This is a genomic window from Falsirhodobacter sp. 20TX0035, assembly GCF_028307215.1.
Classification (GTDB): Bacteria; Pseudomonadota; Alphaproteobacteria; order Rhodobacterales; family Rhodobacteraceae; genus Falsirhodobacter.
Genome location: NZ_JAQMHV010000001.1, coordinates 581,909 through 608,148 on the forward strand (window position 1 = coordinate 581,909; position 26,240 = coordinate 608,148).

The window sequence follows — 26,240 nt, forward strand, 5'->3', positions numbered from 1 at the left end:
CGCCCTAGCGCACCTGCCACTTTTCCAGCTTCCGGGCCAGCGTCCGGCGGTGCATCCCCAGCCGCCGCGCGGTTTCCGAGATGTTGAAGTCCGTGGCCACCAGCGTTTCGTGAATCCGTTCCCATTCCAGCGTCTTGATCGTAGTGGGCTGGGTGGCGGCCGCCACGCCCGTGTCCCCCGCGCCGCGCTGGAACGCGTCCAGGATGTCGTCGGTGTTCGACGGCTTCGTCAGATAATGGCAAGCGCCCAGCTTGATCGCCTCCACCGCGGTGGCGATGCTGGCAAAGCCGGTCAGCACCACGATCAGCATCTCAGGATCATGCCGGTGCAGCTGGTCCACGCAGACAAGGCCGGAGCCGCCGGCCAGCTTCAGGTCCACCACCGCATGGGTGGGGCGCTGCGCCTCCAGCACGGCGGGCAGCCCGTCGGGACCCGTGGCGTGCACCACCTGATAGCCGCGCTTTTCCAGCGACCGTTTCAGCGTGGCCGCGAAATCCTCGTCATCCTCGACCAGCAGGATCAGACCTTCAGGCATCGTGTCTCCTCAGCGCCAGCGATTCGAGCGGCAGGCGCAACGTCACTTCGGCCCCGCGCGGGCGGTTGGCGACGATCACGTCCCCCCCCAGCTTGCGAAGGGCGCTGACCGTCAGGAACAGCCCAAGGCCCCGGCCGGGCCGGTCCTTGGTGCTGCGATAAGGACGACCGATGTCCGCCAGTATCTCGGGCGCAAAGCCCGGACCCCGATCCTCCACGATAAGAACCAGATCGTCGCCCGCGCGTTCCACGGTCAAACGCACCCATTGCGGCGACACCTCGAACGCGTTGTCCAGCACGTTCATCAGCATCTTGGTCAGCGTGGTGTCCAGAACGATCTGCATGTCGGTGCCGAAGTCGTTCCGCACGATCAGCCCCTCGAAGTCGCGCAGATCGGCCCAATCCTCGGCCAACTGTTCGATGAAGTGGTGGACGGTGGTGGGATGGGGCGATTCCCCTCGCGCCTCGCCCGAGGTCATGAGGATGCCGGTCACGATCGCCTTGCAGCGGTCGACGGCCTTCTGCATGGCCGCGATCTCCTCGCGCTGCTCGGGGTCGGTCACAGAATGCCGCCAATCCCCTAGGATGACCGAGATGGAGGCGAGGGGCGTGCCCAGCTCATGCGCGGCACCCGAAGCGAAGAGGCCCATCCGCACGATCTGGTCCTCCTCCACCGCGCGCTGGTGCATGATCGCCAGACGCTGCGTCCGGTCCCGCAGGTTGGAGGTGATGCGCGTCATGAAGGCCGCGATCAGCACCGCGTCCACCACAAGGGCGAACATCAGGCCGACGATGTAGATGGGAAACAGCTCCACCCCCTCGGGCAGGGTGAAAGTGTAGTGGAAGGGGATCAGCAGGCCCAGCATCACCACGACCAGCCCCACCAGCGCCCAGGTGACGGCGCGCGGCAGAAGGACCGCCGAGAGGGTGATCTGCAACAGGTACAGGATGGTGAAGGGGTTGGTCGCCCCGCCCGACAGCGCGAGCTGCGTGGTCAGCGCCAGAACGTCGACCACCATTTCGGACGCAGCCGCCCACCGCCAGTTGCGGAAGCGCGTCCGGCTGATCAGGTTCATGACGATCAGGACCGCCAGAACGCCGTACATCGGCACCAGCGGCAGATCGATTCCAAGGAAGATGTGCACGACGCTGATGGCGGCGATCTGGCCGGCCACCGCCAGCCAGCGCAGTTGCACCAGAAGGTTCAGGTTGCGGCCGTCCGCAACCTCGTCCGTCAATCCCGCCGCAAACGCCATTCATGCCACCCCACGAAGACCGACGCCCCAGCAAGGCCAAGCGCCAGCGCGAACCAGGTCAGCGCATAGCTCAGATGCGAGTTGCGGAACTGCACCACCGTCAGCCCGCCGATCGGCGCCTGATCGCCCGAACGGGCGGCGTCGATGAAGAAGGGCGCCACGTTCGTCAGCCCCTGCGCCTGCGCGATGGCCCCTACGTCGCGGGAATACCAGCGGCCGCCGGCGGGGTCGTTGCTGCGCAGGAAGCCGCCCTTCGGCTCGGTCATCCGCAAAAGGCCGGAAACCGACTGCTCCCCTTCGGGGCGGGTGTAGTCGTTGCGCGTGGCAGCCGGCACGAACCCGCGATTGATCAGATATGTGGCATCACCGCTCACCAACGGCGTCAGGACCCAGAAGCCGGCGCCCGCTTCCGTCACGGCCTGCGTCAGCACGGCCTTGTCGTTCAGGAACCGGCCCGTCACCTCCACCTTGCGGTATTCGGCGGCGTCACGCGTGACCGTGGGCCAGTCGGCCGGACCGGGGGTCGGAACGACGGGCGCGTCCAGACGCGCCTCCACCCGGGCGATCAGGTCGGTCTTCCACGCCAGACGCTTCACCTGCCAGACACCCAAAGACAGCAGCAGGGCCACCCCTGCTGCTGCCAGAACCGCCAGAACGGCCAGTGTCAGGGCAGAGCGGGGCCGACGATCCGTCCCCGCACCGCTCACCTCGGGTTTTCCGGTTCGCCGCTGCCCTGGCCCTCGGGGACCACGGCACCCAGATTGCCGCCCATTTCGTGGTTCGGCATCATGTTGGCGTTCATGTTGTACATGACCCAGACGGAGCCCGCGATCATGATCACGACCACCACCAGCGTGAAGATCGTGGAGGTCAGCGTCCAGCCTTCCTCGGCATGCGGGGTCACGTGCAGGAAGTAGACCACGTGGACGATGACCTGGATGGCGGCAAACAGCGCCACCAGCAGGATCGTCGCCGTGCGGTTTTCCAGAACCTCGCCCATGACCAGCCAGAACGGGATCACCGTCAGGATGACCGACAGCACGAAGCCCGTGATGTAGGACTTCAGCGAGCCGTGATCGTGTTCCGCGCCGTGATGGTCGTCATGCGCGTGCGTGTGTGCGTGATGTGCCATCAAACCATCCTTACCAGATAGACGAAGCTGAAGACGCCGATCCAGATGACGTCCAGGAAGTGCCAGAACAGGCTGAGGCAGCTGAGCCGGCGCTGCATGGCCGCCGTCAGGCCGAACTTGCGCACCTGGAACACCAGCGTGAACAGCCACAGCATCCCGAAGGTCACGTGCAGGCCGTGCGTGCCGACCAGCAGGAAGAAGGCCGACAGGAAGGCCGAACGCTGCGGGCCCGCCCCCTCATGGATGAGGTGGTGGAACTCGTAGAGTTCGATCGCAAGGAAGCAGGCGCCAAAGACGGCCGTCACCAGCAGCCAGCCGATGACCTGCTTGCTGTTGTGGCGCTGCATCGCGAGCATCGCGAAGCCGTAGGTGATCGAGGAGAACAGCAGCATCGCCGTGTTGACCGCGATCAGGTCCAGGTCGAACAGTTCCTTCGGGCCGGGCCCGGCGGCATAGGCGCCGCCGAGAACCGCATAGGTCGCGAAGAGGACCGAGAAGATGAGGCAGTCGCTCATCAGGTAGATGTAGAAGCCCAGAAGCGTGCTGGCGCCTTCGGGGTGGTGCGGCTCTTCCGTGAGGTGGAAGGCGCCGTCTTTGGGCAAGGTAACAGTGCTCATGTCTTACACCTGCGAGGCGAGCAGCTTCGTGCGCGCGGCTTCGGTTTCGGCGACCTCCTCGGCCGTGATGTAGAAGTCACGGTCGCGGTTGTAGGTGTGGAAGATCGCATAGGCGATCAGCGCGACGAAGGACAGCGCGGCCAGCCACCACATGTACCAGATCAGGGCAAAGCCGCAGATCGTGGCGAGGCCCGCCAGGATCACACCGGCTTCGGTGCTCCGCGGCATGTGGATCGGCTTGTAGCCTTCGGCCGGACGCTCGTACTTCTTCTGCTTCATGTCATGCCAGGTGTCGATGTCGTAGACCACCGGCGTGAACGCGAAGTTGTAGCTGGGCGGCGGCGAGGACGTGGCCCATTCCAGCGTGCGGCCGTTCCAAGGGTCGCCCGTCAGGTCGCGCAGCTTGTCGCGCTGCAGGATCGACACGCCGATCTGGATCAGGAAGGCCGCGATGCCGATGGCCACCAGCGTCACGCCGAACATGGCGCAATACATCCAGGGGGCCAGGCTCGGATCGTCGAAGGCGCGCATCCGGCGGGTGACGCCCATCAGGCCCATGACGTAAAGCGGCGTGAAGGTGAACCAGTAGCCGAGCACCCAGCCCCAGAAGGAGACCTTACCCCAGAACTCGTTCAGCTTGAAGCCGAAGGCCTTCGGGAACCAGTAGTTGATGCCTGCGAACACCCCGAACACCACGCCGCCGATGATCACGTTGTGGAAGTGGGCAACCAGGAACAGCGAGTTGTGGAGGACGAAGTCCGCCGGAGGCACGGCCAGAAGAACGCCGGTCATCCCGCCCACGGTGAAGGTGATCATGAAGGCGATCACCCAGTACATCGGCAGTTCGAACCGGATACGGCCCTTGTACATCGTGAACAGCCAGTTGAAGATCTTCGCCCCCGTGGGGATGGAGATGATCATCGTGGTGATCCCGAAGAACGAGTTCACGGACGCGCCCGACCCCATCGTGAAGAAGTGGTGCAGCCAGACGAGGTAGGACAGGATGGTGATCACGACCGTTGCGTAGATCATCGAGGTGTAGCCGAAGAGACGCTTGCCCGAGAAGGTGGACACCACTTCCGAGAAGACGCCGAACAGCGGCAGGATGAGGATGTACACCTCCGGGTGGCCCCAAATCCAGATGAGGTTGACGTACATCATCGGGTTGCCGCCCAGGTCGGCGGTGAAGAAGTTCGTGCCGACATAGCGGTCCAGCGTCAGCAGGACCAGAACGGCCGTCAGGATCGGGAACGAGGCGACGATCAGGATGTTGGTGCAAAGCGCGGTCCAGCAGAAGATCGGCATCTTCGTCATGGTCATGCCCGGGGCGCGCATCTTCACGATGGTCACCAGCAGGTTGATGCCCGACAGCGTCGTGCCCACACCGGCGACCTGAAGGCCCCAGATGTAGTAGTCCACGCCCGTCGACGGAGAGGCGCCGATCCCCGACAGCGGCGGGAAGGCCAGCCAACCGGTTTGCGCGAATTCACCGATGAACAGCGACAGCATGGTCAGCACCGCGCCGCCCACCGTCATCCAGAACGAGAAGTTGTTCAGGAACGGGAAGGCCACGTCGCGCGCGCCGATCTGCAGCGGCATGATGAAGTTCATCAGGCCGGTCACGAAGGGCATCGCCACGAAGAAGATCATGATGACGCCGTGCGCCGTGAAGATCTGGTCGTAGTGGTGGGCGTTGAGGTATCCCTCGCCCCCGTCGAAGGCCATGGTCTGCTGAAGACGCATCATCAGCGCGTCGGCAAAGCCGCGCAGCAGCATCACGATGCCCAGCACCATGTACATGATGCCGATCTTCTTGTGGTCGATGCTGACGACCCAGTTCTTCCAGAACGGGCCCCACATGCGGAAGTAGGTCATGCTTCCCAGCAGCACCACGCCCATGACCGCAACGGCCGCGAAGGTGCCGATGAGGATCGGCTCGTGGATCGGGATGGCAGCCCAGGTCAGGCGGCCAAAGATGAATTCGGTTAGGGTCATAGCGCCTGTTCCGTCAAAGGGCCTGTGCGCGCTGAGGCGCAGAAAGAAGGGTGAAGGTGGGCGTCAGCGACATGCCCGGCTTCAGGCCGTGGCCGCGCAGCGGGCTCGTGTCCCGGGCCGCGACGATGACCTGCTCCTCGCCGTACACGCGCTGCGAATCCAGCACCGTGCAGAAGGCGTCCACGACCACCGGCTGCGAACCGAAGGGGGTCGGGCCGCGGGTGAAGACCTTCTGGGTCAGCTCGGTCACGTTCAGGGTGCCGGCCATGCCGAAGCCACCCACCTCGTCCACGGCCATCATCTCGTCCACGCACATGCGGTTGGCGTCGACGCAGCGGTTCAGGATCGCGTGCCATAGATCGGGCGCCACGTTACCGAAATACATGACCGGAACGGCCTCGGACGGCTTTTCCAGTTCGGCATAGCGGGTGCGGTCCAGTGCGCTGCCTTCGGTGCGGACCTTTTCGACCCAGCCGTCGAAATCGGCCGGCTGCATTGCATAGGTGGAGAAGCGCATGTGCGAGAAGCCGTGGCCCGAATAGTGCGAGGAGAAGCCCTCATACGTGCCTTCGTTGTTCAGGACGCCGTGCAGCTTGGTTTCCATCGCGGGCATGGCATAGATCATGCCGGCCATCGCGGGGATGTAGAAGGCGTTCATCACCGAGGTCGCGGTGATCGTGAACTCCACCGGGCGGTCCACCGGAACGGCCAGTTCGTTGACCGTCGCGACACCGTATTCCGGGTAGATGAACATCCACTTCCAGTCCATCGCCACGACCTGCACCTGAAGGGGCGCGTAGTCTTCCGTGATCGGCTTGTCGGCCGCGATCCGGTCCAGCGGACGGTAGGGGTCCAGCAGGTGCGTGCCGACCCAGGTCAGCGCGCCCAGGGCGATGATGATCATGAGGGGGGCGGCCCAGATCACCAGCTCCAGCCGGGTGGAGTGGTGGAACTCGGGATCGTACTCGGCGTCCTTGTTCGATTCGCGGTATTTCCACGCGAAGAAGATGACCAGCGCGATCACCGGGATGATGATCAGCAGCATCAGAAGCGTGGAAATGACAAGAACGTCGCGCTGCTGCGCGGCAATGTCCCCTGCAGGGGCCAGAACCACGGGTTTGCAGGCGGCTATGAAGGCAAGGGGCGCCAATGCGGCGAGACGGAGGCTTTTCACGGCGAATCCATTCGGAACGGTCGGACTTGCGGCCGAGGTGGCGTTTGTGTGCCTCCGAGTAATCCTGAAGGCGGGACGACAACATTGGACAATTTGCCCAATCCAAAGTCTACTTCGAAAAAGGCACAGAGCATACCAACCTATACAACGGAGTTGAGGACGTGAGCACCCCTGCATCAATCACGGCGGAGCAGGACGCGCGCCGCCTGCACGACCAAGGCCACGGACACGAGGCCGACCCCGGCGAGATGTCCATCGGCGTCATCATTGGGCGGTCGGCCGAGTTCTTCGATTTCCTCGTGTTCTCGATCGCCTGCGTTCTGGTCTTCCCGGCCCGCCTGTTCCCCTTTGCCGATCCGCTGACGGGCACGCTCTATGCCTTCGCGATCCTGGCGCTGGCTTTCGTCGCGCGTCCCTTCGGCTCGGCCTTCTTCATGTGGGTGGACCGCAACTACGGCCGCAGCGCCAAGCTGACATCGGCCCTGTTCATGCTGGGCACCTCCACCGTGGCGATCGGCCTCATTCCCACCTATGAGGTTCTGGGCAGCTGGGCGATCATCATCCTGTGCATCCTGCGTCTGGCGCAGGGCTTCGCACTGGGTGGCGCATGGGACGGCCTCGCCTCGCTTCTGGCGCTGAGCGCGCCGGAGAAAAAGCGCGGCTGGTACGCGATGATCCCGCAGCTGGGCGTTCCGATCGCGCTGATCGTGGCCGCCGGTCTGTTCGTCTACCTGGTCATGAGCGTGTCGCAGACCGACTTCCTCGACTGGGGCTGGCGCTATCCCTTCTTCGTGGCCTTCGCGATCAACGTCGTGGCCCTCTTCTCGCGCGTGCGTCTGGTCGTGACGCCGGAATACGAGGAGATGTTCAAGAAGGCGGAACTGGCGCCCCGCGGCTATCGTGAAACCTTCGGCAACCAGGGCCGCAACATCTTTGCGGGCGTTCTGGTGCCGCTGGCCAGCTTTGCGCTGTTCCACATGATGACGGTGTTCCCGCTGGCCTATGTGTACCTGTTCACGGACAACAGCCCGGTCGGCTTCCTGAGCACGCTGCTCCTCGGCGCCTTTGTGGGCCTCTTCTCCACCATCGCCTCGGGCGTCCTGTCGGACCGCATCGGTCGCCGCACCCTGCTGACCTGGAGCACGATCGGCATCGCCATCTTCGCCGTGGTCGGACCGGTCCTTCTGTCTATGGGCGGTGCCGGCCAGACGCTCTACGTCGTTCTGGGCTTCATCCTGCTGGGCCTCAGCTTCGGACAGTCCTCGGGCGCCGTCGCTTCCAGCTTCGGTCCGCAATACCGCTACTCCGCCTCGGCCATCACGTCGGATCTGGCCTGGGTCGCGGGTGCTGGCTTTGCGCCGCTGGTCGCGCTCTACCTGACGGCCACGCTGGGCATCTGGGCCGCGGGCGCCTACCTGCTGTCGGGCGCGATCTGCACGCTGTTCGCCCTGCGCCTGAACCGCATGAGCTCGGAGATGGGTCGTCACTGACCCCTCCCCTTCCAAAGGAAAAAGCCCCGCCTCGGCGGGGCTTTTGTATTCGTTAGGGCTGCTGCGCCTCAGGTGCGCAGCAGGTGATCCACGATCATCTCGGCCGCTTCCTCGGCCGTCATCTCCGCCGTATTGACGGTGACTTCGGCGTCGTCCGGTTCCTCATACGGGCTGTCGATGCCGGTGAAGTTCTTCAGCTGTCCGGCCCGCGCCTTCTTGTAAAGGCCCTTCACGTCGCGGCTTTCGGCCACGTCCAGCGGCGTGTTCACGAAGACCTCGACGAACTCGCCTTCGGCCATCAGGTCACGGACCATCTGGCGTTCGGCCCGGAAGGGGCTGATAAAGGCGGTCAGCACGATCAGGCCCGCATCCGTCATCAGGCGCGCCACCTCGCCCACGCGGCGGATGTTCTCCACCCGGTCTGCGTCGGTGAAGCCCAAGTCGCGGTTCAGCCCGTGGCGCACGTTGTCCCCGTCCAGCAGGAACGAATGCCGGCCCATCGAGTGCAGCTTCTTTTCCACCAGGTTGGCGATGGTCGACTTGCCCGAACCCGAGAGGCCCGTGAACCACACGACCCGGGCCTTCTGGCCCTTCTGCTGGGCGTGCGCCTCGCGGTCGATGTCCACGGCCTGCCAGTGGATGTTCTGCGACCGGCGCAGGGCGAAGTGGATCAGGCCCGCCGCCACGGTGGCGTTGGTCATCCGGTCGATCAGGATGAACCCGCCCATCGTGCGGTCGTCGTCGTAGCTTTCGAAGACCAGCGGCCGGTCGGTGGAGATGTTGCACACCCCGATCGCGTTCAGCTTCAGCGTGCGCGAGGGCAGCTGCTCGGCCGTGTTGACGTTCACCTCGTATTTCGGCTCGGTGATCGTGGCGGTCACGGATTGCGTGCCCAGCTGCAGGATGTAGGGACGGCCGGGCAGCATCTCCGCCTCGTCCATCCAGATCAGCGTGGTTTCAAACTGGTCGGCCACCTCGGGCGGGTTGTCGGCCGCCGCGATGACGTTGCCGCGCGAACAGTCGATCTCGTCGTTGAAGGTCAGCGTCACCGCCTGCCCCGCCACCGCACGGTCTAGATCGCCGTCAAAGGTCACGACCGACTTCACGGTGGAGGTCTTGCCCGACGGCACGACCCGCACCGCGTCCCCCGGCTTCACCTCGCCCGAGGAGATGGTGCCGGAAAAGCCCCGGAAGTCGAGGTTCGGGCGGTTCACCCATTGCACCGGCATCCGGAACGGGCGCTGCAGCGCGCTGCGGTCCGACAGCGGCACCTCCTCCAGATGGGCCATCAACGTCGGGCCGGTGTACCAGTCCATGCCGCTGGAGCGGTCGACGATGTTGTCGCCCTTCAGGCCCGAGATCGGGATCGCCGTGAAGTCCTTGATCCCGATGGAGGTCGCGAATTCGCGGTAATCGGCCACGATCTGATCGAACCGTTCCTGCGAATAGCCGACCAGATCCATCTTGTTCACCGCCAGCACCACGTTCGGGATGCCCAGCAGGTTCACGATGTAGCTGTGACGACGCGTCTGCGTCAGGATGCCCTGCCGCGCGTCGATCAGGATCACGGCCAGATCGGCGGTCGACGCGCCCGTGACCATGTTGCGCGTGTACTGTTCGTGGCCGGGCGTGTCGGCCACGATGAACTTGCGCTTGTCCGTGGCGAAGAAGCGATAGGCCACGTCGATGGTGATGCCCTGCTCCCGCTCGGCCGCGAGGCCGTCCACCAGAAGGGCGAAGTCGATGTCTTGGCCTTGGGTGCCGACGGCCTTCGAATCCTTGGACAGCGTGGCCAGCTGATCCTCAAAGATCATCTTGCTGTCGTAGAGCAGGCGGCCGATCAGCGTGGACTTGCCGTCATCCACCGACCCGCAGGTGATGAAGCGCAGCATCGTCTTGTGCTGGTGCTTGGACAGATAGGCGTCGATGTCTTCCGCGATCAGCGCGTCGACCTTGTATTCTTGCGTCTCGGCGACCGACATCAGAAATACCCTTCCTGCTTCTTCTTCTCCATCGAGGCGGCGCTGTCATGGTCGATCGCGCGGCCCTGCCGTTCCGAGGTGGTGGTCAGCAGCATTTCCTGAATGACCTCGGACAGCGTCGCCGCTTCCGATTCCACCGCGCCCGTCAGGGGATAGCAGCCCAGCGTGCGGAAACGGATGGACCGCATCTCCGGCTCCTCCCCGTCGCGCAGGGGGAAGCGGTCGTCGTCCACCATGATCAGCAGGCCATCGCGTTCCACAACAGGCCGCGGGGCCGAGAAGTACAGGGGAACGATCTCGATCCCTTCCAGCTGGATGTACTGCCAGATGTCCAGCTCGGTCCAGTTCGACAGCGGGAAGACACGGATCGATTCGCCCTTGGCCTTGCGGGCGTTGTACTGGCTCCACAGTTCCGGGCGCTGGTTCTTCGGGTCCCAGCGGTGGTTGGCCGACCGGAACGAGAAGACACGCTCCTTGGCGCGGGACTTCTCCTCATCGCGGCGGGCGCCGCCGAAGGCCGCGTCGAAGCCGTAATGGCTCAGCGCCTGTTTCAGCCCGTCGGTCTTCCACATGTCGGTGTGCAAGGATCCATGGTCGAAGGGGTTGATCCCCTTTTCCATCGCCTCGGGGTTGTGGTGCACCAGAAGCTGCATTCCGGCGTCCGCCGCCGCCTTGTCGCGCAGCTTGTACATGGCCTGGAACTTCCAGGTCGTGTCCACATGCAGCAGCGGGAACGGTGGGGGCGAGGGGTAGAAGGCCTTCTTGGCCAGGTGCAGCATGCAGGCCGAATCCTTGCCTACGGAATACAGCATCACCGGATTGGTCGCGGTCGACACGACCTCGCGCATGATCTGGATGCTTTCGGCTTCAAGCCGCTGCAGATGGGTCAGTTGCCGGTCATCGAGTGCCATGGTCGCCTTCTCGGACAAGTCTGGGGTGCAAGTGTGCGTATCCTTGTCGTGCCACGCCCTTAACGCAACCGAAAGGTATCAATGCGAAAAAAATCCAAGGTTCGCGTTGACGGCTTCCGGCGGAACGTCGCCGGCGCGCGTACCGCCGGGGATGGAACGACGTTCTTCCTCAGCCGTCTTCCAGCACGGCCAGAAAGGCCGGGCCGAACCGTTCCAGCCGCGCCTCGCCCAGATCGCCCGCCCGGTCCAGCTCGGCCAATGTCGCGGGACGGCGTTCGGCGATACGCCTCAGGGTTGTGGTCGACAGGCTCATCGGCTTGGCCGTCCCGTCCTCGCCGCGCATCAGGCGCAGGTGCTCCTCGGCGAGGCGATCATACAAGGTGCCGGCGTCGCGGCCGGCTAGACGGCGGCGCTGCGGGTGCATCGGCTCCACCGCGCCGTTGATCACCTGCAGGAACACCTCGCCATAGCTGTCCAGCTTCCGCGCCCCCACGCCGGTGATTCGCGCCATGTCGTCCAGGGTCGCGGGCCGGGTTTCCGCCATCTCGGCCAGAGTGCGGTCGGTGAAGATGACATAGGCGGGCACGTTCTGCGCCTCGGCCAGCGCGCGGCGCTTGGCCTTCAGGGCGGACATCAGGGGCGCTGCCTCGTCACTGACCAGCGTCTTGACGGCGTTGCGGGTCACGGCCTTGTCGATCGTGTCGCGGCGCAGGGTGATCGGCTGTTCGCCTTTCAGGATGGGCAGGGCGTCGTCCGTCATCCGCAGCGCGCCATGGCGTTCGGGATCGGGGCGGACAAGGTCGCGCCCCATCATCTGGCGGAAGACGGCGCCCCATGCCCCCTTTGACAGATCCTTGCCCACGGCGAAGGTCGGCAACTCGTCATGCTTGCGCTCGGCCACCTTGGCGGTGCGATTGCCCGTCAGGATGTCGATCAGGTGGCCCGACCCGAACCATTCGCCGGTCCTCAGGATCGCCGACAACGCCTTGCGCACGGCCTCGGTCGCGTCGAACGTGTCCACCGGGCGGTCGCAGATGTCGCAATTGCCGCAGGGCTCCGACGTTTCGCCGAAATAGCGCAGGAGGTTCTGGCGGCGGCAGGTCATTGCCTCGGCCAGCCCCAGAAGCGCGTTCAGGCGGGCGTGGTCGGCGGCTTTCCGTTCGGGCGGGGCCACGCTTTCGTCGATCTGGCTGCGGCGCAGGCGGATGTCGTCGGGGCCGTAAAGGGTTAGCGTTTCCGCGGGCAACCCGTCCCGACCGCCGCGACCGATCTCCTGATAATACCCCTCAATCGTCTTCGGCAGATCCGCATGGGCGACCCATCGGATGTCGGGCTTGTCGATCCCCATGCCGAAGGCCACCGTGGCCACCACGATCAGCCCGTCCTCGCGCTGGAACCGGGTTTCCACCATGCGGCGTTCTTCGGGTTCCATGCCGCCGTGGTAATGGGCGGCGGTGTGGCCCGCCTCCTCCAGCGCCTTCGACAGCGTTTCGGTCTTGGCGCGGGTGGCGGTATAGACGATGCCCGACAGGCCTTTCCGGCGGCTGGCCCAGTCCAGGATCTGCTTGCGGGGGCTGTCCTTCACGGCAAAGGCCAGATGGATGTTCGGCCGGTCGAAGCCGCGCAGGAAGGTCGCGGGCTGTTCGCCGCCGAACAGCCGTTCCACGATCTCGGCCTGCGTTTCGGCGTCGGCGGTGGCGGTGAACGCCGCCAAGGGCACGTTCAGCGACCGGCGCAGCGCCCCGATCCGCAGGTAATCCGGGCGGAAATCGTGGCCCCACTGGCTGACGCAATGCGCCTCGTCCACCGCGATCAGGTTGACGCCCACGCGCCGCAGCATCCCTTCGGCCACGCCCAGCCGTTCCGGCGCCATGTAAAGAAGCTTCAGCCGCCCCTGATCCAGCGCGGAGAACACCTCCTCATTCTCGGATTCCGTGTTGGCGGAGGTGAGCGCCCCGGCCTCCACCCCCACCTCGCGCAAGCTGCGCACCTGGTCCCGCATCAACGCGATCAGGGGGGAGATGACGACCGTCACGCCCTCCCGGCTCAGCGCCGGAAGCTGATAGCACAGCGACTTGCCGCCGCCCGTCGGCATGATGGCCAGCGTGTTGCGGCCTTCCGTGACCGCCTCCACGATCTCGGCCTGGCCGGGGCGGAAGTCGTCGAAGCCGAAGACCTCGCGCAGCAGCGTCGCGGGGGTGGGCATCAGATGAGGTAGCCTGCGTTGTTCGTGATGACGATGCGCAGGGCGTAGACCGCGAGCAGCGCGATCAGCGGCGCCAGATCCAGGCCACCCATCGACGGCAGGATGCGGCGGATGCGGCCATAGACCGGTTCCAGAAGGCGGTTCAGGCCTTCCCAGATCTGGTAGACCACGGGCTGGCGCAGGTTCAGCACGCCGAAATTGATCAGCCAGCTCATGATCACATGGGCAAGGATGATGAACTGCACGACGCTGAGGATCAGGAGAAGGATCTGGAGCAGGGATACCATGGGCCGGCCTGTAAGGAACTGTTGGCCCAGAGGTAAGCAATCCCGTGCCCCGGCACAACATCCCGACTTGCCACACCCCCCTCTTTCGCGCTTCATGCGGCCAATGGTGGGGGCGGCGATGCGCAGGACGATCTGGGGCTGGTATTTCTTTGACTGGGCCAGCCAGCCTTATGCCACCCTGCTGACGACCTTCATCTTCGCCCCCTACATGGCGCGGATCATGGGTGACGGGACGGCGGCGCAGACGGTCTGGGGCTACGGGCTTGCGGCGGCGGGCCTGCTGATTGCCCTCGGTTCCCCCCTTCTGGGCGCGGTGGCGGACCGGGCGGGCGGGCACCGGCGGTTCCTGCTGATCTTTTCGGCCATGTACGTGCTGGGTGCGTTCGGCCTGTGGTGGGCCGAGCCGGGCCAGCCGCGCGTGTTGTGGACGATCAGCTGCTTCGTGCTGGGCCTGATCGGCATGGAATACGCCACCAGCTTCACCAACGCGCTGATGCCGAAGCTGGCGGCACGCGGGGATCTGGGCCGCCTTTCCGGATCGGGCTGGGCCTTCGGCTATGCCGGCGGGGTGCTGGCGCTGATCCTTGTCCTGCTGTTCCTGCAGGAAGGGCCGAAGGGCACGACCCTGATCGGCCTCGCCCCCGCCTTCGGACTGGATCCCGCGACGGCCGAGGGGACGCGCGCGGTCGGCCCCTTCACCGCGCTGTGGTATCTTCTGTTCATCCTGCCCGTCTTCGCCTTCGTGCCCATGCCCCCCGCAGGCCCGGACGGCGTCCGCCACGCCCTGCGGCAGGCCTGGCCCGACCTGAAGGCCAGCCTGCGCCGCCTGCCGCAGAACCGCCCGCTGGCCGGGTTCCTCGGCGCCTCGATGCTGTATCGCGACGCGCTGAACGGCATCTACGCCTTTGGCGGAATCTATGCCGTGGGGGTGCTGGGCTGGCAGGTGCGCGACGTGGGGATCTTCGGCATCCTGGCCGCGATCACCGGGGCGCTGGGGGCCTGGGCTGGGGGGCGGATAGACAGCCGCCTTGGTCCGCGCCCGGTGATCGTCGCGACGCTGCTCGTGCTGGTGGGGTGCGCGCTGGTCGTGGCGGGCATCGGCCCTTTCCGCATCTTCGGCCGGCCTGTGCCGCCTTTGGCCCCCACCCTTGCCTTCTATGCCGTGGGGGCCGTCATCGGGGCGGCGGGCGGCGCGCTTCAGGCCGCCAGCCGCACCGCCCTGATCGACCGCGCCGACCCCGCCCGCATGACCGAGGCGTTCGGCCTTTACGCCCTGTCCGGCAAGGCCACGGCCTTTCTGGCGCCGCTGGCCATCGGGATCGCCACGCAGATCAGCGGATCCCAGCGGATCGGGGTGCTGCCGGTCATCGCGCTCTTCCTTGCGGGGCTGGGGCTGCTATGCTGGGCCGACATGACCCGCAGGCCCCGAACATGATCCGATCCCTTGCCGTGGCCCTGGGCCTTGCGCTGGCCCTTCCCGCAGGGGCCGAAACCCCGGCCTCCTCGCTGTTCGGGGGGATGGAGGCGCCCACGGGCGGGGCCGCGCAGGCCATCGGCTTCTACAGCCGCGGCTGCGCCACCGGCCTTGTGCCCCTGCCCGAAACCGGCCCGACCTGGCAGGCCATGCGCCTGTCGCGCAACCGCAACTGGGGCCAGCCTCAGATGGTGGCCTTTCTCCAGCAACTCTCGGTCGCGGCCACGAAGATGGGCTGGGCCGGGCTGTACATCGGCGACATCGCGCAGCCGCGCGGCGGCCCCGCCCCCTCGGGCCATGCCAGCCACCAGACGGGCCTTGATGCCGACATCTGGCTGCGGATGCCCGAAACCCTGCGCCTGTCCCCCGCCGCGCGCGAGGATCTGCCCTTTATCTCCGTCCTGCGCGACAGGCGCACGGTCAACGCCTACTGGACGCCGCGCCACCGCGCGCTGGTGCAGTCGGCCGCGATGGACCCGCGGGTGGACCGCATCTTCCTGAACGCGGCGATCAAGGCCGAGATGTGCCGCACCGCCACGCCCGCCGACACGGCGTGGCTGCAGAAGATCCGCCCCGCCCCCGGGCATGACGAACACATGCACATCCGCCTGCGCTGCCCCGCCGGCAGCCGCACCTGCACGCCGCAAACCCCCTCGGTCGCCGAACTGTCGCAGGGCGGAAGCGGGTGCGACGCCTCGCTGGCCGCTTGGCTGGAGGATCGGCCGTCGGCGGAGCCCTCCGCCCCCGCCCGCACCCATCCGCGTGCCTTTGCCTTGTCTGACCTTCCGGCCCAATGCTCCGCCGTCTTGCGCGCACGCTGATCGCGCTTCCGCTGCTGGTCGTGCTGGCGGCCGTCGGATCGTGGCAACTTCCGGCCGGGGGGCAGCACGCGGCCACCTTCCGCTGGCACATGGACGATCCGCGCTTCGGGGGCTTCTCCTCGTTGCGGATGGACCCGGACGGGCGGGGCTTCACCACCATCACCGACAAGGGCGACTGGCTGCAGGGCACGCTGATCCGCGACGGCGCCCGCATCACGGGGGTGACGGCCGGCCCCCTGACCGCGCTGCGCAACACGAAGGGCGATCCCGTGGCCCGGGCGGAATCCGACAGCGAGGGGTTCACCTTCGCCCCCGATGGCGGCCTCGTGGTCACCTTCGAACAGCGGACGGGCCTGCGCCATTATCCCACCATCGGCGGTGTTCCCACCGTGATCGACGATGCACCCTTCCAGACCCTGCCCTTCAACGCGGGCCTCGAATCGCTGGCCTTCGACGGCCCCGACCTTCTGACCATCCCCGAGGCGCCGAACAACGGCACCTTCACCGTCTGGCGCCTGCACGGCACTTGGCGGCGCGACTTCGCGATCCACGAACGCGGCATCTTCCGCGTGGCGGACGCCGACGTGTTCGAGGATCACCTCTACATCCTGGAACGGGCCTTCTTCGGCTTCGGCTTTTCCAGCCGCGTCCGCCGCTTCGACCTGACCGGCGGGGGCGAGGTGACGCTTCTGACCTCCCGCCCCGGCAAGTTCGACAATCTTGAAGGCCTGTCGGTCTGGCGGGACGGGGCCGAGGTCGTGCTGACCATGATCTCGGACGACAACTTCATGCCGTTCGAACGGACGGAGTTCGTGGAATACCGCTTCCCCGACTAAGGATTCTGGGCTATAGGCGCGGCCTTTCCAGGTTCTCCGCCACCCTGCCAAAACGGATCATCCCATGTCGCGTCCTCTCATCCCCCTGATCTTCGCCATGGCGGCGACGGTCGTCGCCTCCAACATCCTGGTCCAGTTCGTGCTGGGCGACTGGTTGACTTGGGGGGCATTCAGCTATCCGCTGGCCTTCTTCGTCAACGACATCACCAACCGCGTCTATGGTGCGCGCGCCGCCCGCAAGGTGGTGATCGCGGGCTTCCTTACGGGCCTTGCCTGTTCGCTGGTGGGCACGCAGATCGAAGGGGCGTTCGGGCCGCTGGTGTCGTTCCGCGTGGCCATGGCGTCGGCCACGGCGTTCTTCGTGTCGCAGATGCTGGATGTGTTCCTGTTCGACCGGCTGCGCAATGCCGCGTGGTGGCGGGCACCCGCGATCTCGACGCTGCTGGGCTCCACCCTCGACACGCTGCTGTTCTTCACCATCGCCTTCTCGGGCTGGCTGACCGTCCTGCATCCCGCCACCGACGTGGCCTGGGCGAACGAGGCGGTTCCCCTGTTGGGCACCGGCCCTGCCCTGCCGCTGTGGATGTCGCTGGCGGCCGCCGACTGGGGCGTGAAGATCGTGCTCGCGATTGTGGCGCTTTTGCCGTTCCGGCTGATTGTGCGGCGGATGACGGCTTCTGTTGTGTCTTGACCGTTGACATCGACCACATCTGTGCCAACCTTCAGGGTATCGGCAACACATTTGAAAGGAGGTGATCCAGTGTCTAGAGTGATATTGGAGAGAGGTGTCGGGACAGTCGGAGGGTTCATCGGCTAGGGGCAGCCCCCTTGCAGGGAACCAGACGATTGGGGTGATTCCTAACTGGCTCATCTCCTTGGATCTCGGAAAGGGTCGTCGGCCGTGGCGGCCCTTTCTCTATTTGAACGACCATGCTGCACATCAACGACACCATCGCCATCGCCGACTGGGAACTGTCGGAAAGCTTCGTCCGCGCCTCCGGACCGGGCGGGCAGAACGTGAACAAGGTGTCCACGGCGGTGGAACTGCGGTTTGAGGCCGAACGCTCCCCCCACCTGTCGGCGCCGGTGAAGACGCGGCTGAAACGGCTGGCCGGACGGCGCTGGACGCTGGAAGGCGCGCTGATCCTTCAGGTGGACGAAACCCGGTCCCAAGCCCGCAATCGAGAGATCGCGCGCGAGCGGCTGGCCGACCTGATCCGGCAGGCGCTGGTGGCGCCGAAGCGCCGCATCCCCACGAAGCCGACCCTTGGCAGCCAGCGTCGGCGCTTGGCGGCAAAAGCGAACCGCGCCCAGATCAAGGCCGGGCGCGGCACCATCGCAGAGGACGACGGATAAGGAAACGGGCGCCGAAGCGCCCGCCTTGTGTCACTTGCCTTCCACCACGGACAATCCGCGCAGGATGTCCACAGCATAGGCCAGCTGGTAATCCTCCTCGCGCAGCTTCGCTGTCTCCTCGACCAGCGCGCGATCGGCTTCCATCTGCTTCTTCTCTTCCTCGGTCATCGAGTCGTTTGACAGGATGCCCCGCAGGCTCGATTCCGACCGCATCGGCATGGAGGAGGACGTGGTTTCCGCATCCTCCGGCGTCGTTTCGGGATCGCGGCGCGGCTGGTCCACCACGATGTCGGGCGACACGCCCAGCGCCTGGATCGAGCGACCCGACGGCGTGTAGTAGCGCGCCGTCGTCAGGCGCATCCCGCCGTCGCCCCGCACGGGGATGACCGTCTGGACCGACCCCTTGCCGAAGCTTTTCGTGCCGACGACGATGGCGCGCTTGTGGTCCTGCAGCGCCCCCGCCACGATTTCCGAGGCCGAGGCCGACCCGCCGTTGATCAGCACCACGATCGGCTTGCCCTGCGCCAAGTCGCCCGCCGTCGCGTTGTAGCGTTCGTTGTCCTGCGGGTTCCGCCCGCGGGTGGACACGACCTCCCCTTCGTTCAGGAAGGCGTCGGACACCTTGATCGCCTGCGTCAGCAGCCCGCCCGGGTTGTTGCGCAGATCCAGGACGATGCCGTTGACATTGTCCATGCCGCCCAGTTCCTCGACGCGCTTGGCCAGCTCCGACTCCACCCCCGGATAGGTCTGGTCGTTGAAGGTGGACACCCGCAGCACGATCGTGTGGCCGCCCACGGTGCTGGTGCGCACCGCCGTCAGCTTGATCGTGTCGCGCATCATGGACACGTCGAACGGTTCGGCCCGGCCTTCTCGCACGATGGTGACCACGATCTCGGACCCGACCGGGCCGCGCATCTTGTCCACCGCCTCGTCCAGCGGCAGCCCTTGCAGGGATTCGCCGTCCACGGCCGTGATGAAGTCGCCCGGCTCGATCCCGGCGGCGGCGGCGGGGGTGTCGTCCATCGGCGTCACGACCTTGACGAACCCGTCCTCCTGCGTGACCTCGATGCCAAGGCCCCCGAACTCGCCGCGCGTCTGCACCTGCATGTCGGTGAAATCGTCCGGCGGCATGAAGGAGGAATGCGGATCCAGGGAGGTGAGCATGCCGTTGATGGCCGCCTCGATCAGCTTCTTCGAATCGACCTCTTCGACATACTGGTTGCGGATCCGCTCGAACGCGTCCCCGAACAGGTCCAGCTGCTCATAGACCGAGGACTCCTGCTTCTGTTCCTGCGCGATCAGCGGCGCGGCCATCTGCATGGTGGCCAAGACCCCTGCCACGGTGCCGCCCAGGGCGGCCAGAACATATTTCCTCATACCTCGTCCTATTCTTGCCCAAGCCCGGCGAACCAGACGGCCGGATCGACCGGCCCGGACCCCTGGCGCAATTCCAGATACAGCGTTTCCGTACGTCCTGAATCCTGTGGTTCAGATCCCTGTTGATGGGCAGTCTGATCCAGAAAGTCCACCAGACCCTGATCCCCGCCCGGCATCAAGCCCAAAGCCGCCCCCGCGGGCACGACCTCGCCCACCTGGCCATACACTGTTTCAAGGCCCGCGATCACCATCAGATAGCCGTCCCCCGGCTCCAGGATCATCACATTTCCGTAGTCGGTCAGCGGCCCGCGATAGCGGATGGTGGCCGCCGCCGGGGCCGTCACCAGCGCGCCGGGGGCCGTGGCGAGGATGATGCCCGGCCGCTGCACGCCCGCGGCGTCCGCCTCGTTCGCGCGGCGGATCAGGACGCCCTGCGCCGGAAGAGGAAGGCGGCCCTTCAACTCATCAAAGCCCGGGGGCATTCCGGCCGGATCCAGCTGCGCGGCAAAGCTGTCCAGCGTTTCGGAGCTTTCCAGAAGCGCGCGCAGGACCGCCGGATCGTCGGTGAAGCGGCGCGGCAGGTCGGTCCGGTCCGAAATGGCCTGCCCCAGCGCCACGCGGGCCTGCTGCGCCACGCCCAGACCCTGCGCCAGCGTTTCCACCGCCGCCTGCTGCACGGCCTTCAGAGTGGTCAGTTCCGTCAGCTGCGCCTTCAGCGTTTCCGCCTCGGCCTGCATGGCGGGGGTTACGTCCGCAAGGATCATGCCGGTGCGGGCCGTGGCCAGCGGGCCGCCGGGATGCAAAAGCAGCATGGGGCCTGGATCCCCCTCCATCCGCGCCAGCGCCCCCAGCAACTGCGAGATCTGGGCCCGCTTCGCCCTCTGTTCGGCCGACAGGACCGCTTCGCGCGCCGCCACCCCCCGCAGGCTTTCCCGCAAGGAGGCGAGGCCTGCTTCATAGGCGCCGATGGTGCGGGTCAGGGCCGCCACGCGGTCCCGGCCGGTCTGCGCGTCCCGCATATCCTCCACCGACTGGCGGAGGGAGGCCGCGGCGTCCTGCGCCTGTTCGGCGGCATCCTCGGCCAGGGCCGGCGGCGCCATCAGGCACAGCAGAAGGGCCGCGCGCCGGATCATGCGATCAGGGTCTCGCCCGTCATCTCGGCCGGTTGGGGCAGGCCCATCAGCTGCAAAAGCGTGGGGGCCACGTCGGCCAGCCGCCCGTCGCGCAAGGTCGCCCCTTCCGGCCCCCCGAACAGGATCGCGGGCACGAGGTTGGTCGTGTGCGCCGTGTGCGGGCCGCCCGTGACAGGATCGACCATGGTTTCGCAATTTCCATGATCGGCGATGACCAGCATTGCGCCCCCCGCCTGTTCCAGCGCCGCCAGCGCCTGGCCAAGGCCGGTGTCCACCGCCTCGCACGCCGCGATGGCGGCGGACAGGATGCCCGTGTGGCCCACCATGTCGGGGTTCGCGAAGTTGACCACGATCAGGTCGTAGCCGTGCCGGATCGCGGCGACCAGCTGTTCGGCCACCTCCGGCTCCGACATCTCGGGCTGAAGGTCGTAGGTCGCGACCTTGGGCGATTTCGGCATGGCGCGGTCTTCGGCGGCGAAGGGCTGTTCGCGCCCGCCATTCAGGAAGAAGGTGACGTGGGGATACTTCTCCGTCTCGGCCAGCCGGAACTGGGTCTTGCCCTGCGCGGCCACCCATTCGCCCAGCGTGTTCACCAGCGTCTGCTTGGGATAGGCGGTGGTCATGAAGGCGTCGTGCGCCTTGGAATAATCCACCATCCCCAGCACCGACGCCCAGCGCACGGGGCGGCGGGGGGCCGCGTCGAAGGCCGGATCGGCCAGGGCGGACAGGATCTCCCTCGCCCGGTCGGCGCGGAAGTTCAGGCAGAAGACCCCGTCGCCGTCACGGGCGCCCGTGTAGCCGTCGATCACCGTGGGGGCCACGAACTCGTCCGTTTCGCCACGGGCATAGGCCGCGTCGATCGCGTCCATGGCCGTGGGGGCGGTTGCGCCCTGCGCGTCCACCATCGCCTGCCACGCGCGCATCACGCGTTCCCAGCGCGTGTCGCGGTCCATCGCGTAATAGCGGCCCGACACCGTGCCGATCGTCACGCCCGCCGGAAGATCGGCCAGCACCTGCGCCATGAACGCCCGGGCCGAGGACGGGGCCACGTCCCGCCCGTCGGTGATCGCATGCAGCACCACCGGCACGCCCTGCGCGGCCACCGCGCGGCAGGCCGCCAGCACATGCACCACGTGCCCGTGCACCCCCCCGTCCGAGATCACACCCATCAGATGCGCCGTCCCGCCCGAGGTTTTCAGCCTGTCGATGAACGCGAGCAAGGCGGGGTTGGTGAAGAAGGTCCCGTCCTCGATCGCGAGGTCGATCTGGCCCAGATCCATCGCCACCACGCGGCCGGCGCCGATGTTGGTGTGCCCCACCTCGGAATTGCCCATCTGGCCGCGCGGCAGGCCCACGTCGGGGCCGAAGGTCACCAGCGTCGAATGGGGACAGGTGGCCATCAGCCGGTCCATGTTCGGCGTGTGCGCCAGCACGGGGGCGTTCGCCTCCCGCTCCTCGCGCAGGCCCCAGCCATCAAGGATGCACAGAACGACGGGTTTGGACATGAACGGCCTCCTTGGTTCGCCCCCGTTGTAGGGTGCGGGCGAAGGCCCCGCAACCGTCAGCCGCGCTGGCGTTGCCGCATCCGGAAGCGGTCGCGGTCCGCATCGGAATATTCGCCGATGCAGCGGGGGCAGGACACGCCTTCCTCATACGCAGGATGGGCCTTCGCGTCCGCATCCACGGGCCGCCCGCAGGCATGGCACATGCCATAGCGGCCCTGTTCCAGACCGTGGGTGACGGACACGCGCTTGTCGAAGACATAGCATTCCCCGTTCCACAGGCTGCGCTCCTCCGGCACCTCCTCCAGATACTTCAGGATGCCGCCCTTCAGGTGGAACACGTCCTCCACCCCCTGCCCCAGAAGGTAGTTCGTGGACTTCTCGCACCGGATGCCGCCGGTGCAGAACATCGCCACGCGCTTGTTGTGGAAGCGGTCGCGGTTCGCCTCCCACCACGCAGGGAATTCGCCGAAGGATGTGGTCTGCGGATCGACGGCTCCCTCAAAGGTGCCGATCTCCACCTCATAGTCGTTGCGGGTGTCGATGACCACGACGTCGGGCTGGCGGATCAAGTCGTTCCAGTCCTTCGCCTCCACGTAATGGCCCACACGGGCGCGGGGGTCCACGTCGGGCTGGCCCATGGTCACGATCTCGCGCTTCAGGCGGACCTTCAGGCGGTCGAAGGGCATCTGCGCGGCCGTGCTTTCCTTCCACTCCAGATCCGCGCAGCCGGGCAGCGCGCGAAGAGCGGCCAGCACGGCGTCGATGCCCGCGCGGGGGCCGGCGATGGTGCCGTTGATCCCTTCGCCCGCGATCAGAAGGGACCCACGCACGCCCCCGCCCTCCGCCACGGCGCGCAGGGGCACGATCAGGGCGGCGGGATCGGCGAAGCGGGTGAAGTGATACAGGGCGGCGATGGTAAACATGGCCGCCAGATGCGCCCAAGCGCTTCGAAAATCAAGGGCCGCCGCACGACCTGCCATTGACGCCACCGCAAGGGCCCCCTACCCATCATGGGCCTTTCAGGGAGGAGGGGACCGATGGACGCGCTGATCGTCATCGACGTGCAGAACGACTTCTGCCCCGGCGGCGGCTTGGCCGTGACCGGGGGCGACGCCGTCGTTCCCCGCATCAACGCGATGATGGCAGGGTTCCCCGTGCGCGTGCTGACGCAGGACTGGCATCCGGCCGGCCATTCCAGCTTCGCCTCCCATCACGGGCGGGCGCCTTACGGCACCGTGGACATGCCCTATGGCCCGCAGGTGCTGTGGCCCGACCATTGCGTGCAGGGCACGGCTGGTGCGGATTTCCATCCCGACCTGAACACCGACGCGGCGGACCTGATCCTGCGCAAGGGCTTCCGCCCCGCCATCGACAGCTATTCCGCTTTTTTTGAAAATGACCGCACCACCCCCACGGGGCTGGAGGGCTATCTGAGGACCCGCGGCGTGACGCGGGTGACGCTGGCCGGTCTTGCCACCGATTTCTGCGTGGCGTTTTCCGCGCTGGACGCGGCACGACTGGGCTTTGCGACCCGTGTGGCGATGGGCGCCTGCCGCGCCATCGACCTGAACGGATCGCTGGAGGAGGCGGCGGGCCGGATGCGCGCCGCCGGGGTGGAACTGGAGGACTGAATGGTCGATATCGCGACCCGCGTGCACAATCACAAATGGAAGATCGACCCGATCGTCCGTTCGCTGATCGACACGGACTTCTACAAGCTGCTGATGTGCCAGTCGATCCTGCGCAATCGCCCCGAAACGGTCGTGAAGTTCAGCCTGATCAACCGCACGAAGACGGTCCGCCTTGGCGACCTGATCGATGAGGGGGAGCTGCGCCAGCAACTGGACCATGTCCGCAGCCTGCGCCTGACGCGGGGCGAATCCACCTGGCTGCGCGGCAACACCTTCTATGGCAAGCGCCAGATGTTCAGCCCCGACTTCATGGAGTGGTTCGAGAATCTGGAACTGCCCCCCTATCATCTGGAAAAGAAGGACGGCCAGTACGAGCTGACCTTCGAGGGCACCTGGCCCGAGGTGATGCTGTGGGAAATCCCGGCGCTGGCGATCCTTGTTGAACTGCGGTCCCGCGCCGTGCTGGAACGCATGGGCCGGTTCGAGATTCAGGTGCTGTACGCCCGCGCCATGTCCAAGCTGTGGGAAAAGATCGAGCGGCTGAAGAAGATCGACGGGCTGCTGATCGCGGATTTCGGCACCCGCCGCCGCCATTCCTTCCTGTGGCAGGACTGGTGCGTGCAGGCGATGCGCGAAGGCTTGGGCAAATCGTTCATCGGCACCTCCAACTGCCTGATCGCCATGCGGCGCGAGGTGGAGGCCATCGGCACCAACGCCCATGAACTGCCCATGGTGCTGGCGGCGCTGGCCGACACCGACGCCGAACTGGCCCAGGCCCCTTACCGCGTGATGGCCGACTGGCACGAGGAGCATGACGGCAACCTGCGCGTCATGCTGCCCGACACCTTCGGCAGCGAGGGTTTCCTGTCCCGCGCGCCCGACTGGCTGACCACCTGGACCGGCATCCGAATCGATTCCGGCGATCCCGCGGCCGGGGCGGAGCGTGCCATCCGCTGGTGGCAGGACCGGGGCGAGGATCCGCGCGAAAAGCTCATCATCTTCTCGGACGGGCTGGACGTGGAAAAGATCGCGGAACTGCACGCGCAGTTCACGGGCCGGGTGCGCGTGTCCTTCGGCTGGGGCACCATGCTGACCAACGACTTCCGCGAACTTGTGCCCGACGGGGCGCTGGACCCGTTCAGCCTTGTGTGCAAGGCGGTGTCGGCCGACGGCCGCCCCACGGTGAAGCTGTCGGACAATCCCAGCAAGGCGCTGGGCCCCGCCGATCAGGTCGCGCGGTACAAGCGCGTCTTCGGCGTGGGCGAACAGGTGGCCATGGACGTGAAGGTTTGACGATGACCGACCTCCCCTACCGCCCCTGCGTGGGCGTGATGCTGATCAACGACCGGGGCGAGATCTTCGCCGGCCGCCGCATCGACAGCGACGTGCCCGCCTGGCAGATGCCGCAGGGCGGGATCGATCCGGGCGAGGAACCCGAACCCGCCGCCCTGCGCGAGCTGTGGGAGGAAACGGGCGTCACCGCCGATCTGGTGGAAATGATCGACCGGACCGAGGATTGGGTGACCTACGACCTGCCCCCCGAACTGCTGGGCAAGGTCTGGAAGGGCAAGTATCGCGGGCAGAAGCAGAAGTGGTTCCTGTTCCGCTTCACCGGCACCGACGATCAGGTCAACATCGCGAGCGAGCATCCGGAGTTCTCCGAATGGCGCTGGATCGAGGCCGACCCGATGATCGAGGCCATCGTGCCCTTCAAGCGGCAGGTCTACGAACAGGTGGTGGCGGCGTTCCGTCCGCACCTCGCGCCGCGCGGGCCGCAAGATACTTCGACAGGCGGCGCTGGTAGCGTTCGGACGTGACCCGCACCTCGCGGTGGAACCCGCGCACAAGAGCGGGCGTCAGCCGGTCCGTCAGAAGCGCGCCGAGGATCCGCGCAGAGCCCACCCCGCGCTCGAAGTTCTGCAGCGGGGGGTGGCCGCCAAAGGGCAGCGCCACGGGACGGAGGCGCGGGAAGTGGCGGCACACCCCGGCAGCATGCTTGCGGTCGAAGGGCTGCAGGCGCGGGTCGTAGAGGACGAGGCCGGCCGGACCCTCTCCTTCCGCGGGTGGAATCCGGTCCAGCCTTGCGTCCAGCGGCACGGCATAGGGCGCATAGCGGGGATCATGCGGCCAGTGTTCGGGAAAGATCGAGTATTGCGGCGCCACCAGCACCATCCGCTCCAGCCGCAAGTCCCCCGCGAACAGCATGGCGCCGTAGCCGCCCATCGAAAAGCCGATCGCGCGCACCGTCCGGTCGGTCGCAAAGCGGCGCAGGGCGGCGCGCAACATCTCCGTTTCCGGGTTCAGGAACCAGTCATTTGCGGCGGTGCTGATCGACAGGTGTCCCATCCCATGGTTCAGCGCGCGGTTGACGCAGCGATAGGCCGGAAAGTCCGCCTTGCCTCGTTCGCGGTGATCAAAGGTCACCAGCGTCCGCGGACGATCCAGCGCGGTGCCGATGGCGCGCAGGCAGCTTCCCTGAAAAACGATTTCGGACCCGTCCATTTCCGCCGATCTGCCCTCGCA

At 66.4% G+C, this 26,240-nt stretch carries 25 protein-coding genes; 9 read left to right on the forward strand and 16 right to left on the reverse strand.

Translation table 11 applies throughout. The features are described from left to right. Window positions 1-4: 4 nt before the first annotated feature. Genes PIJ50_RS03015 through cyoA form a run of 7 tightly spaced genes read right to left on the reverse strand, consistent with a single transcriptional unit; the run spans window position 5 to window position 6,708 of the window. Window positions 5-535 (reverse strand): response regulator transcription factor, encoded by a 531-nt coding sequence (locus tag PIJ50_RS03015; RefSeq protein ID WP_271972554.1) that lies wholly within the window; start codon window positions 533-535, stop codon window positions 5-7. Continuing rightward, on the reverse strand, window positions 528-1,790 hold the full coding sequence (locus tag PIJ50_RS03020; protein ID WP_271972556.1) for an ATP-binding protein: 1,263 nt from the start codon (window positions 1,788-1,790) through the stop codon (window positions 528-530). Before PIJ50_RS03020 ends, PIJ50_RS03015 begins: the two co-directional genes overlap by 8 nt. Further along, the gene (locus tag PIJ50_RS03025) at window positions 1,769-2,497 is read right to left on the reverse strand and encodes an SURF1 family protein (RefSeq protein WP_271972557.1); all 729 of its coding nucleotides are present in this window, start codon (window positions 2,495-2,497) and stop codon (window positions 1,769-1,771) included. Before PIJ50_RS03025 ends, PIJ50_RS03020 begins: the two co-directional genes overlap by 22 nt. Then, window positions 2,494-2,922 (reverse strand): cytochrome o ubiquinol oxidase subunit IV, encoded by a 429-nt coding sequence (gene cyoD / locus PIJ50_RS03030; RefSeq protein ID WP_334212713.1) that lies wholly within the window; start codon window positions 2,920-2,922, stop codon window positions 2,494-2,496. The genes PIJ50_RS03025 and cyoD overlap by 4 nt, the downstream gene beginning before the upstream one ends. Further along, on the reverse strand, window positions 2,922-3,539 hold the full coding sequence (gene cyoC / locus PIJ50_RS03035) for a cytochrome o ubiquinol oxidase subunit III (protein WP_271972560.1): 618 nt from the start codon (window positions 3,537-3,539) through the stop codon (window positions 2,922-2,924). Before cyoC ends, cyoD begins: the two co-directional genes overlap by 1 nt. A 3-nt stretch (window positions 3,540-3,542) precedes the next feature. Continuing rightward, window positions 3,543-5,534 carry a cytochrome o ubiquinol oxidase subunit I gene (cyoB, locus tag PIJ50_RS03040; RefSeq protein WP_271972563.1) on the reverse strand — a complete coding sequence of 664 codons (1,992 nt, stop codon included), beginning with the start codon at window positions 5,532-5,534 and terminating at the stop codon, window positions 3,543-3,545. Between the two features lie 13 nt (window positions 5,535-5,547). Continuing rightward, a complete protein-coding gene (cyoA, locus tag PIJ50_RS03045) occupies window positions 5,548-6,708 on the reverse strand; it encodes a ubiquinol oxidase subunit II (RefSeq protein WP_271972565.1) in 1,161 nt (386 codons plus the stop codon). Between the two features lie 161 nt (window positions 6,709-6,869). Between cyoA and PIJ50_RS03050 the strand changes: the two genes are divergently transcribed. Beyond that, the gene (locus PIJ50_RS03050) at window positions 6,870-8,198 is read left to right on the forward strand and encodes an MFS transporter (protein WP_271972566.1); all 1,329 of its coding nucleotides are present in this window, start codon (window positions 6,870-6,872) and stop codon (window positions 8,196-8,198) included. 68 nt (window positions 8,199-8,266) lie between these two features. Here PIJ50_RS03050 and cysN read toward each other — a convergent pair whose 3' ends face one another. The 4 genes from cysN to PIJ50_RS03070 form a co-directional block, all read right to left on the reverse strand. Beyond that, window positions 8,267-10,180, reverse strand: a complete 1,914-nt coding sequence (gene cysN, locus PIJ50_RS03055) for a sulfate adenylyltransferase subunit CysN (protein WP_271972568.1) — start codon at window positions 10,178-10,180, stop codon at window positions 8,267-8,269. Continuing rightward, window positions 10,180-11,109, reverse strand: a complete 930-nt coding sequence (gene cysD / locus PIJ50_RS03060) for a sulfate adenylyltransferase subunit CysD (protein ID WP_271972570.1) — start codon at window positions 11,107-11,109, stop codon at window positions 10,180-10,182. Before cysD ends, cysN begins: the two co-directional genes overlap by 1 nt. Window positions 11,110-11,260: 151 nt before the next feature. After that, a complete protein-coding gene (recQ, locus tag PIJ50_RS03065) occupies window positions 11,261-13,297 on the reverse strand; it encodes a DNA helicase RecQ (protein WP_271972571.1) in 2,037 nt (678 codons plus the stop codon). Next, window positions 13,297-13,584: a YggT family protein gene (locus PIJ50_RS03070; protein ID WP_271972573.1), complete on the reverse strand. Its 288-nt coding sequence runs from the start codon at window positions 13,582-13,584 to the stop codon at window positions 13,297-13,299. Before PIJ50_RS03070 ends, recQ begins: the two co-directional genes overlap by 1 nt. A gap of 118 nt (window positions 13,585-13,702) precedes the next feature. Here PIJ50_RS03070 and PIJ50_RS03075 point away from each other — a divergent pair, with 118 nt between their 5' ends. The 5 genes from PIJ50_RS03075 (at window position 13,703) to arfB (ending at window position 18,071) form a co-directional block, all read left to right on the forward strand. Further along, window positions 13,703-15,019, forward strand: a complete 1,317-nt coding sequence (locus tag PIJ50_RS03075) for an MFS transporter (protein WP_271972575.1) — start codon at window positions 13,703-13,705, stop codon at window positions 15,017-15,019. Then, window positions 15,016-15,879: a penicillin-insensitive murein endopeptidase gene (gene mepA / locus PIJ50_RS03080; RefSeq protein ID WP_271972577.1), complete on the forward strand. Its 864-nt coding sequence runs from the start codon at window positions 15,016-15,018 to the stop codon at window positions 15,877-15,879. The genes PIJ50_RS03075 and mepA overlap by 4 nt, the downstream gene beginning before the upstream one ends. Beyond that, window positions 15,852-16,715, forward strand: coding sequence for an esterase-like activity of phytase family protein (locus PIJ50_RS03085; RefSeq protein ID WP_271972579.1), 864 nt, complete (start codon window positions 15,852-15,854; stop codon window positions 16,713-16,715). Before mepA ends, PIJ50_RS03085 begins: the two co-directional genes overlap by 28 nt. A gap of 64 nt (window positions 16,716-16,779) precedes the next feature. Next, window positions 16,780-17,406: a queuosine precursor transporter gene (locus tag PIJ50_RS03090; RefSeq protein WP_271972580.1), complete on the forward strand. Its 627-nt coding sequence runs from the start codon at window positions 16,780-16,782 to the stop codon at window positions 17,404-17,406. A gap of 239 nt (window positions 17,407-17,645) precedes the next feature. Then, complete coding sequence (arfB, locus tag PIJ50_RS03095) at window positions 17,646-18,071, forward strand: alternative ribosome rescue aminoacyl-tRNA hydrolase ArfB (RefSeq protein WP_271972582.1); 426 nt, start codon at window positions 17,646-17,648, stop codon at window positions 18,069-18,071. Window positions 18,072-18,101: 30 nt separating this feature from the next. Here arfB and PIJ50_RS03100 read toward each other — a convergent pair whose 3' ends face one another. Genes PIJ50_RS03100 through trhO form a run of 4 tightly spaced genes read right to left on the reverse strand, consistent with a single transcriptional unit; the run spans window position 18,102 to window position 23,009 of the window. After that, complete coding sequence (locus PIJ50_RS03100) at window positions 18,102-19,448, reverse strand: S41 family peptidase (RefSeq protein ID WP_271972584.1); 1,347 nt, start codon at window positions 19,446-19,448, stop codon at window positions 18,102-18,104. An 8-nt stretch (window positions 19,449-19,456) separates the two neighbouring features. Further along, window positions 19,457-20,581, reverse strand: coding sequence for a murein hydrolase activator EnvC family protein (locus tag PIJ50_RS03105; protein ID WP_271972586.1), 1,125 nt, complete (start codon window positions 20,579-20,581; stop codon window positions 19,457-19,459). After that, window positions 20,578-22,086 carry a 2,3-bisphosphoglycerate-independent phosphoglycerate mutase gene (gene gpmI / locus PIJ50_RS03110; RefSeq protein WP_271972587.1) on the reverse strand — a complete coding sequence of 503 codons (1,509 nt, stop codon included), beginning with the start codon at window positions 22,084-22,086 and terminating at the stop codon, window positions 20,578-20,580. The genes PIJ50_RS03105 and gpmI overlap by 4 nt, the downstream gene beginning before the upstream one ends. A gap of 56 nt (window positions 22,087-22,142) precedes the next feature. Continuing rightward, the gene (gene trhO, locus PIJ50_RS03115; protein ID WP_271972941.1) at window positions 22,143-23,009 is read right to left on the reverse strand and encodes an oxygen-dependent tRNA uridine(34) hydroxylase TrhO; all 867 of its coding nucleotides are present in this window, start codon (window positions 23,007-23,009) and stop codon (window positions 22,143-22,145) included. Window positions 23,010-23,123: 114 nt separating this feature from the next. On the opposite strand from trhO, the gene pncA reads away from it, so the two are divergent. The 3 genes from pncA to PIJ50_RS03130 are packed head-to-tail and all read left to right on the forward strand — an operon-like array spanning window position 23,124 to window position 25,534. Beyond that, window positions 23,124-23,717: a bifunctional nicotinamidase/pyrazinamidase gene (gene pncA, locus PIJ50_RS03120; protein ID WP_271972589.1), complete on the forward strand. Its 594-nt coding sequence runs from the start codon at window positions 23,124-23,126 to the stop codon at window positions 23,715-23,717. Then, window positions 23,718-25,010, forward strand: coding sequence for a nicotinate phosphoribosyltransferase (pncB, locus tag PIJ50_RS03125; protein ID WP_271972591.1), 1,293 nt, complete (start codon window positions 23,718-23,720; stop codon window positions 25,008-25,010). Between the two features lie 2 nt (window positions 25,011-25,012). Further along, entirely contained in the window at window positions 25,013-25,534 is a 522-nt protein-coding gene (locus PIJ50_RS03130; RefSeq protein ID WP_271972593.1) for an RNA pyrophosphohydrolase, read from the forward strand. On the opposite strand, the gene PIJ50_RS03135 is transcribed toward PIJ50_RS03130, so the two are convergent. Continuing rightward, window positions 25,428-26,219: an alpha/beta fold hydrolase gene (locus PIJ50_RS03135; protein WP_271972595.1), complete on the reverse strand. Its 792-nt coding sequence runs from the start codon at window positions 26,217-26,219 to the stop codon at window positions 25,428-25,430. The genes PIJ50_RS03130 and PIJ50_RS03135 overlap by 107 nt on opposite strands. Between the last annotated feature and the right edge of the window lie 21 nt (window positions 26,220-26,240).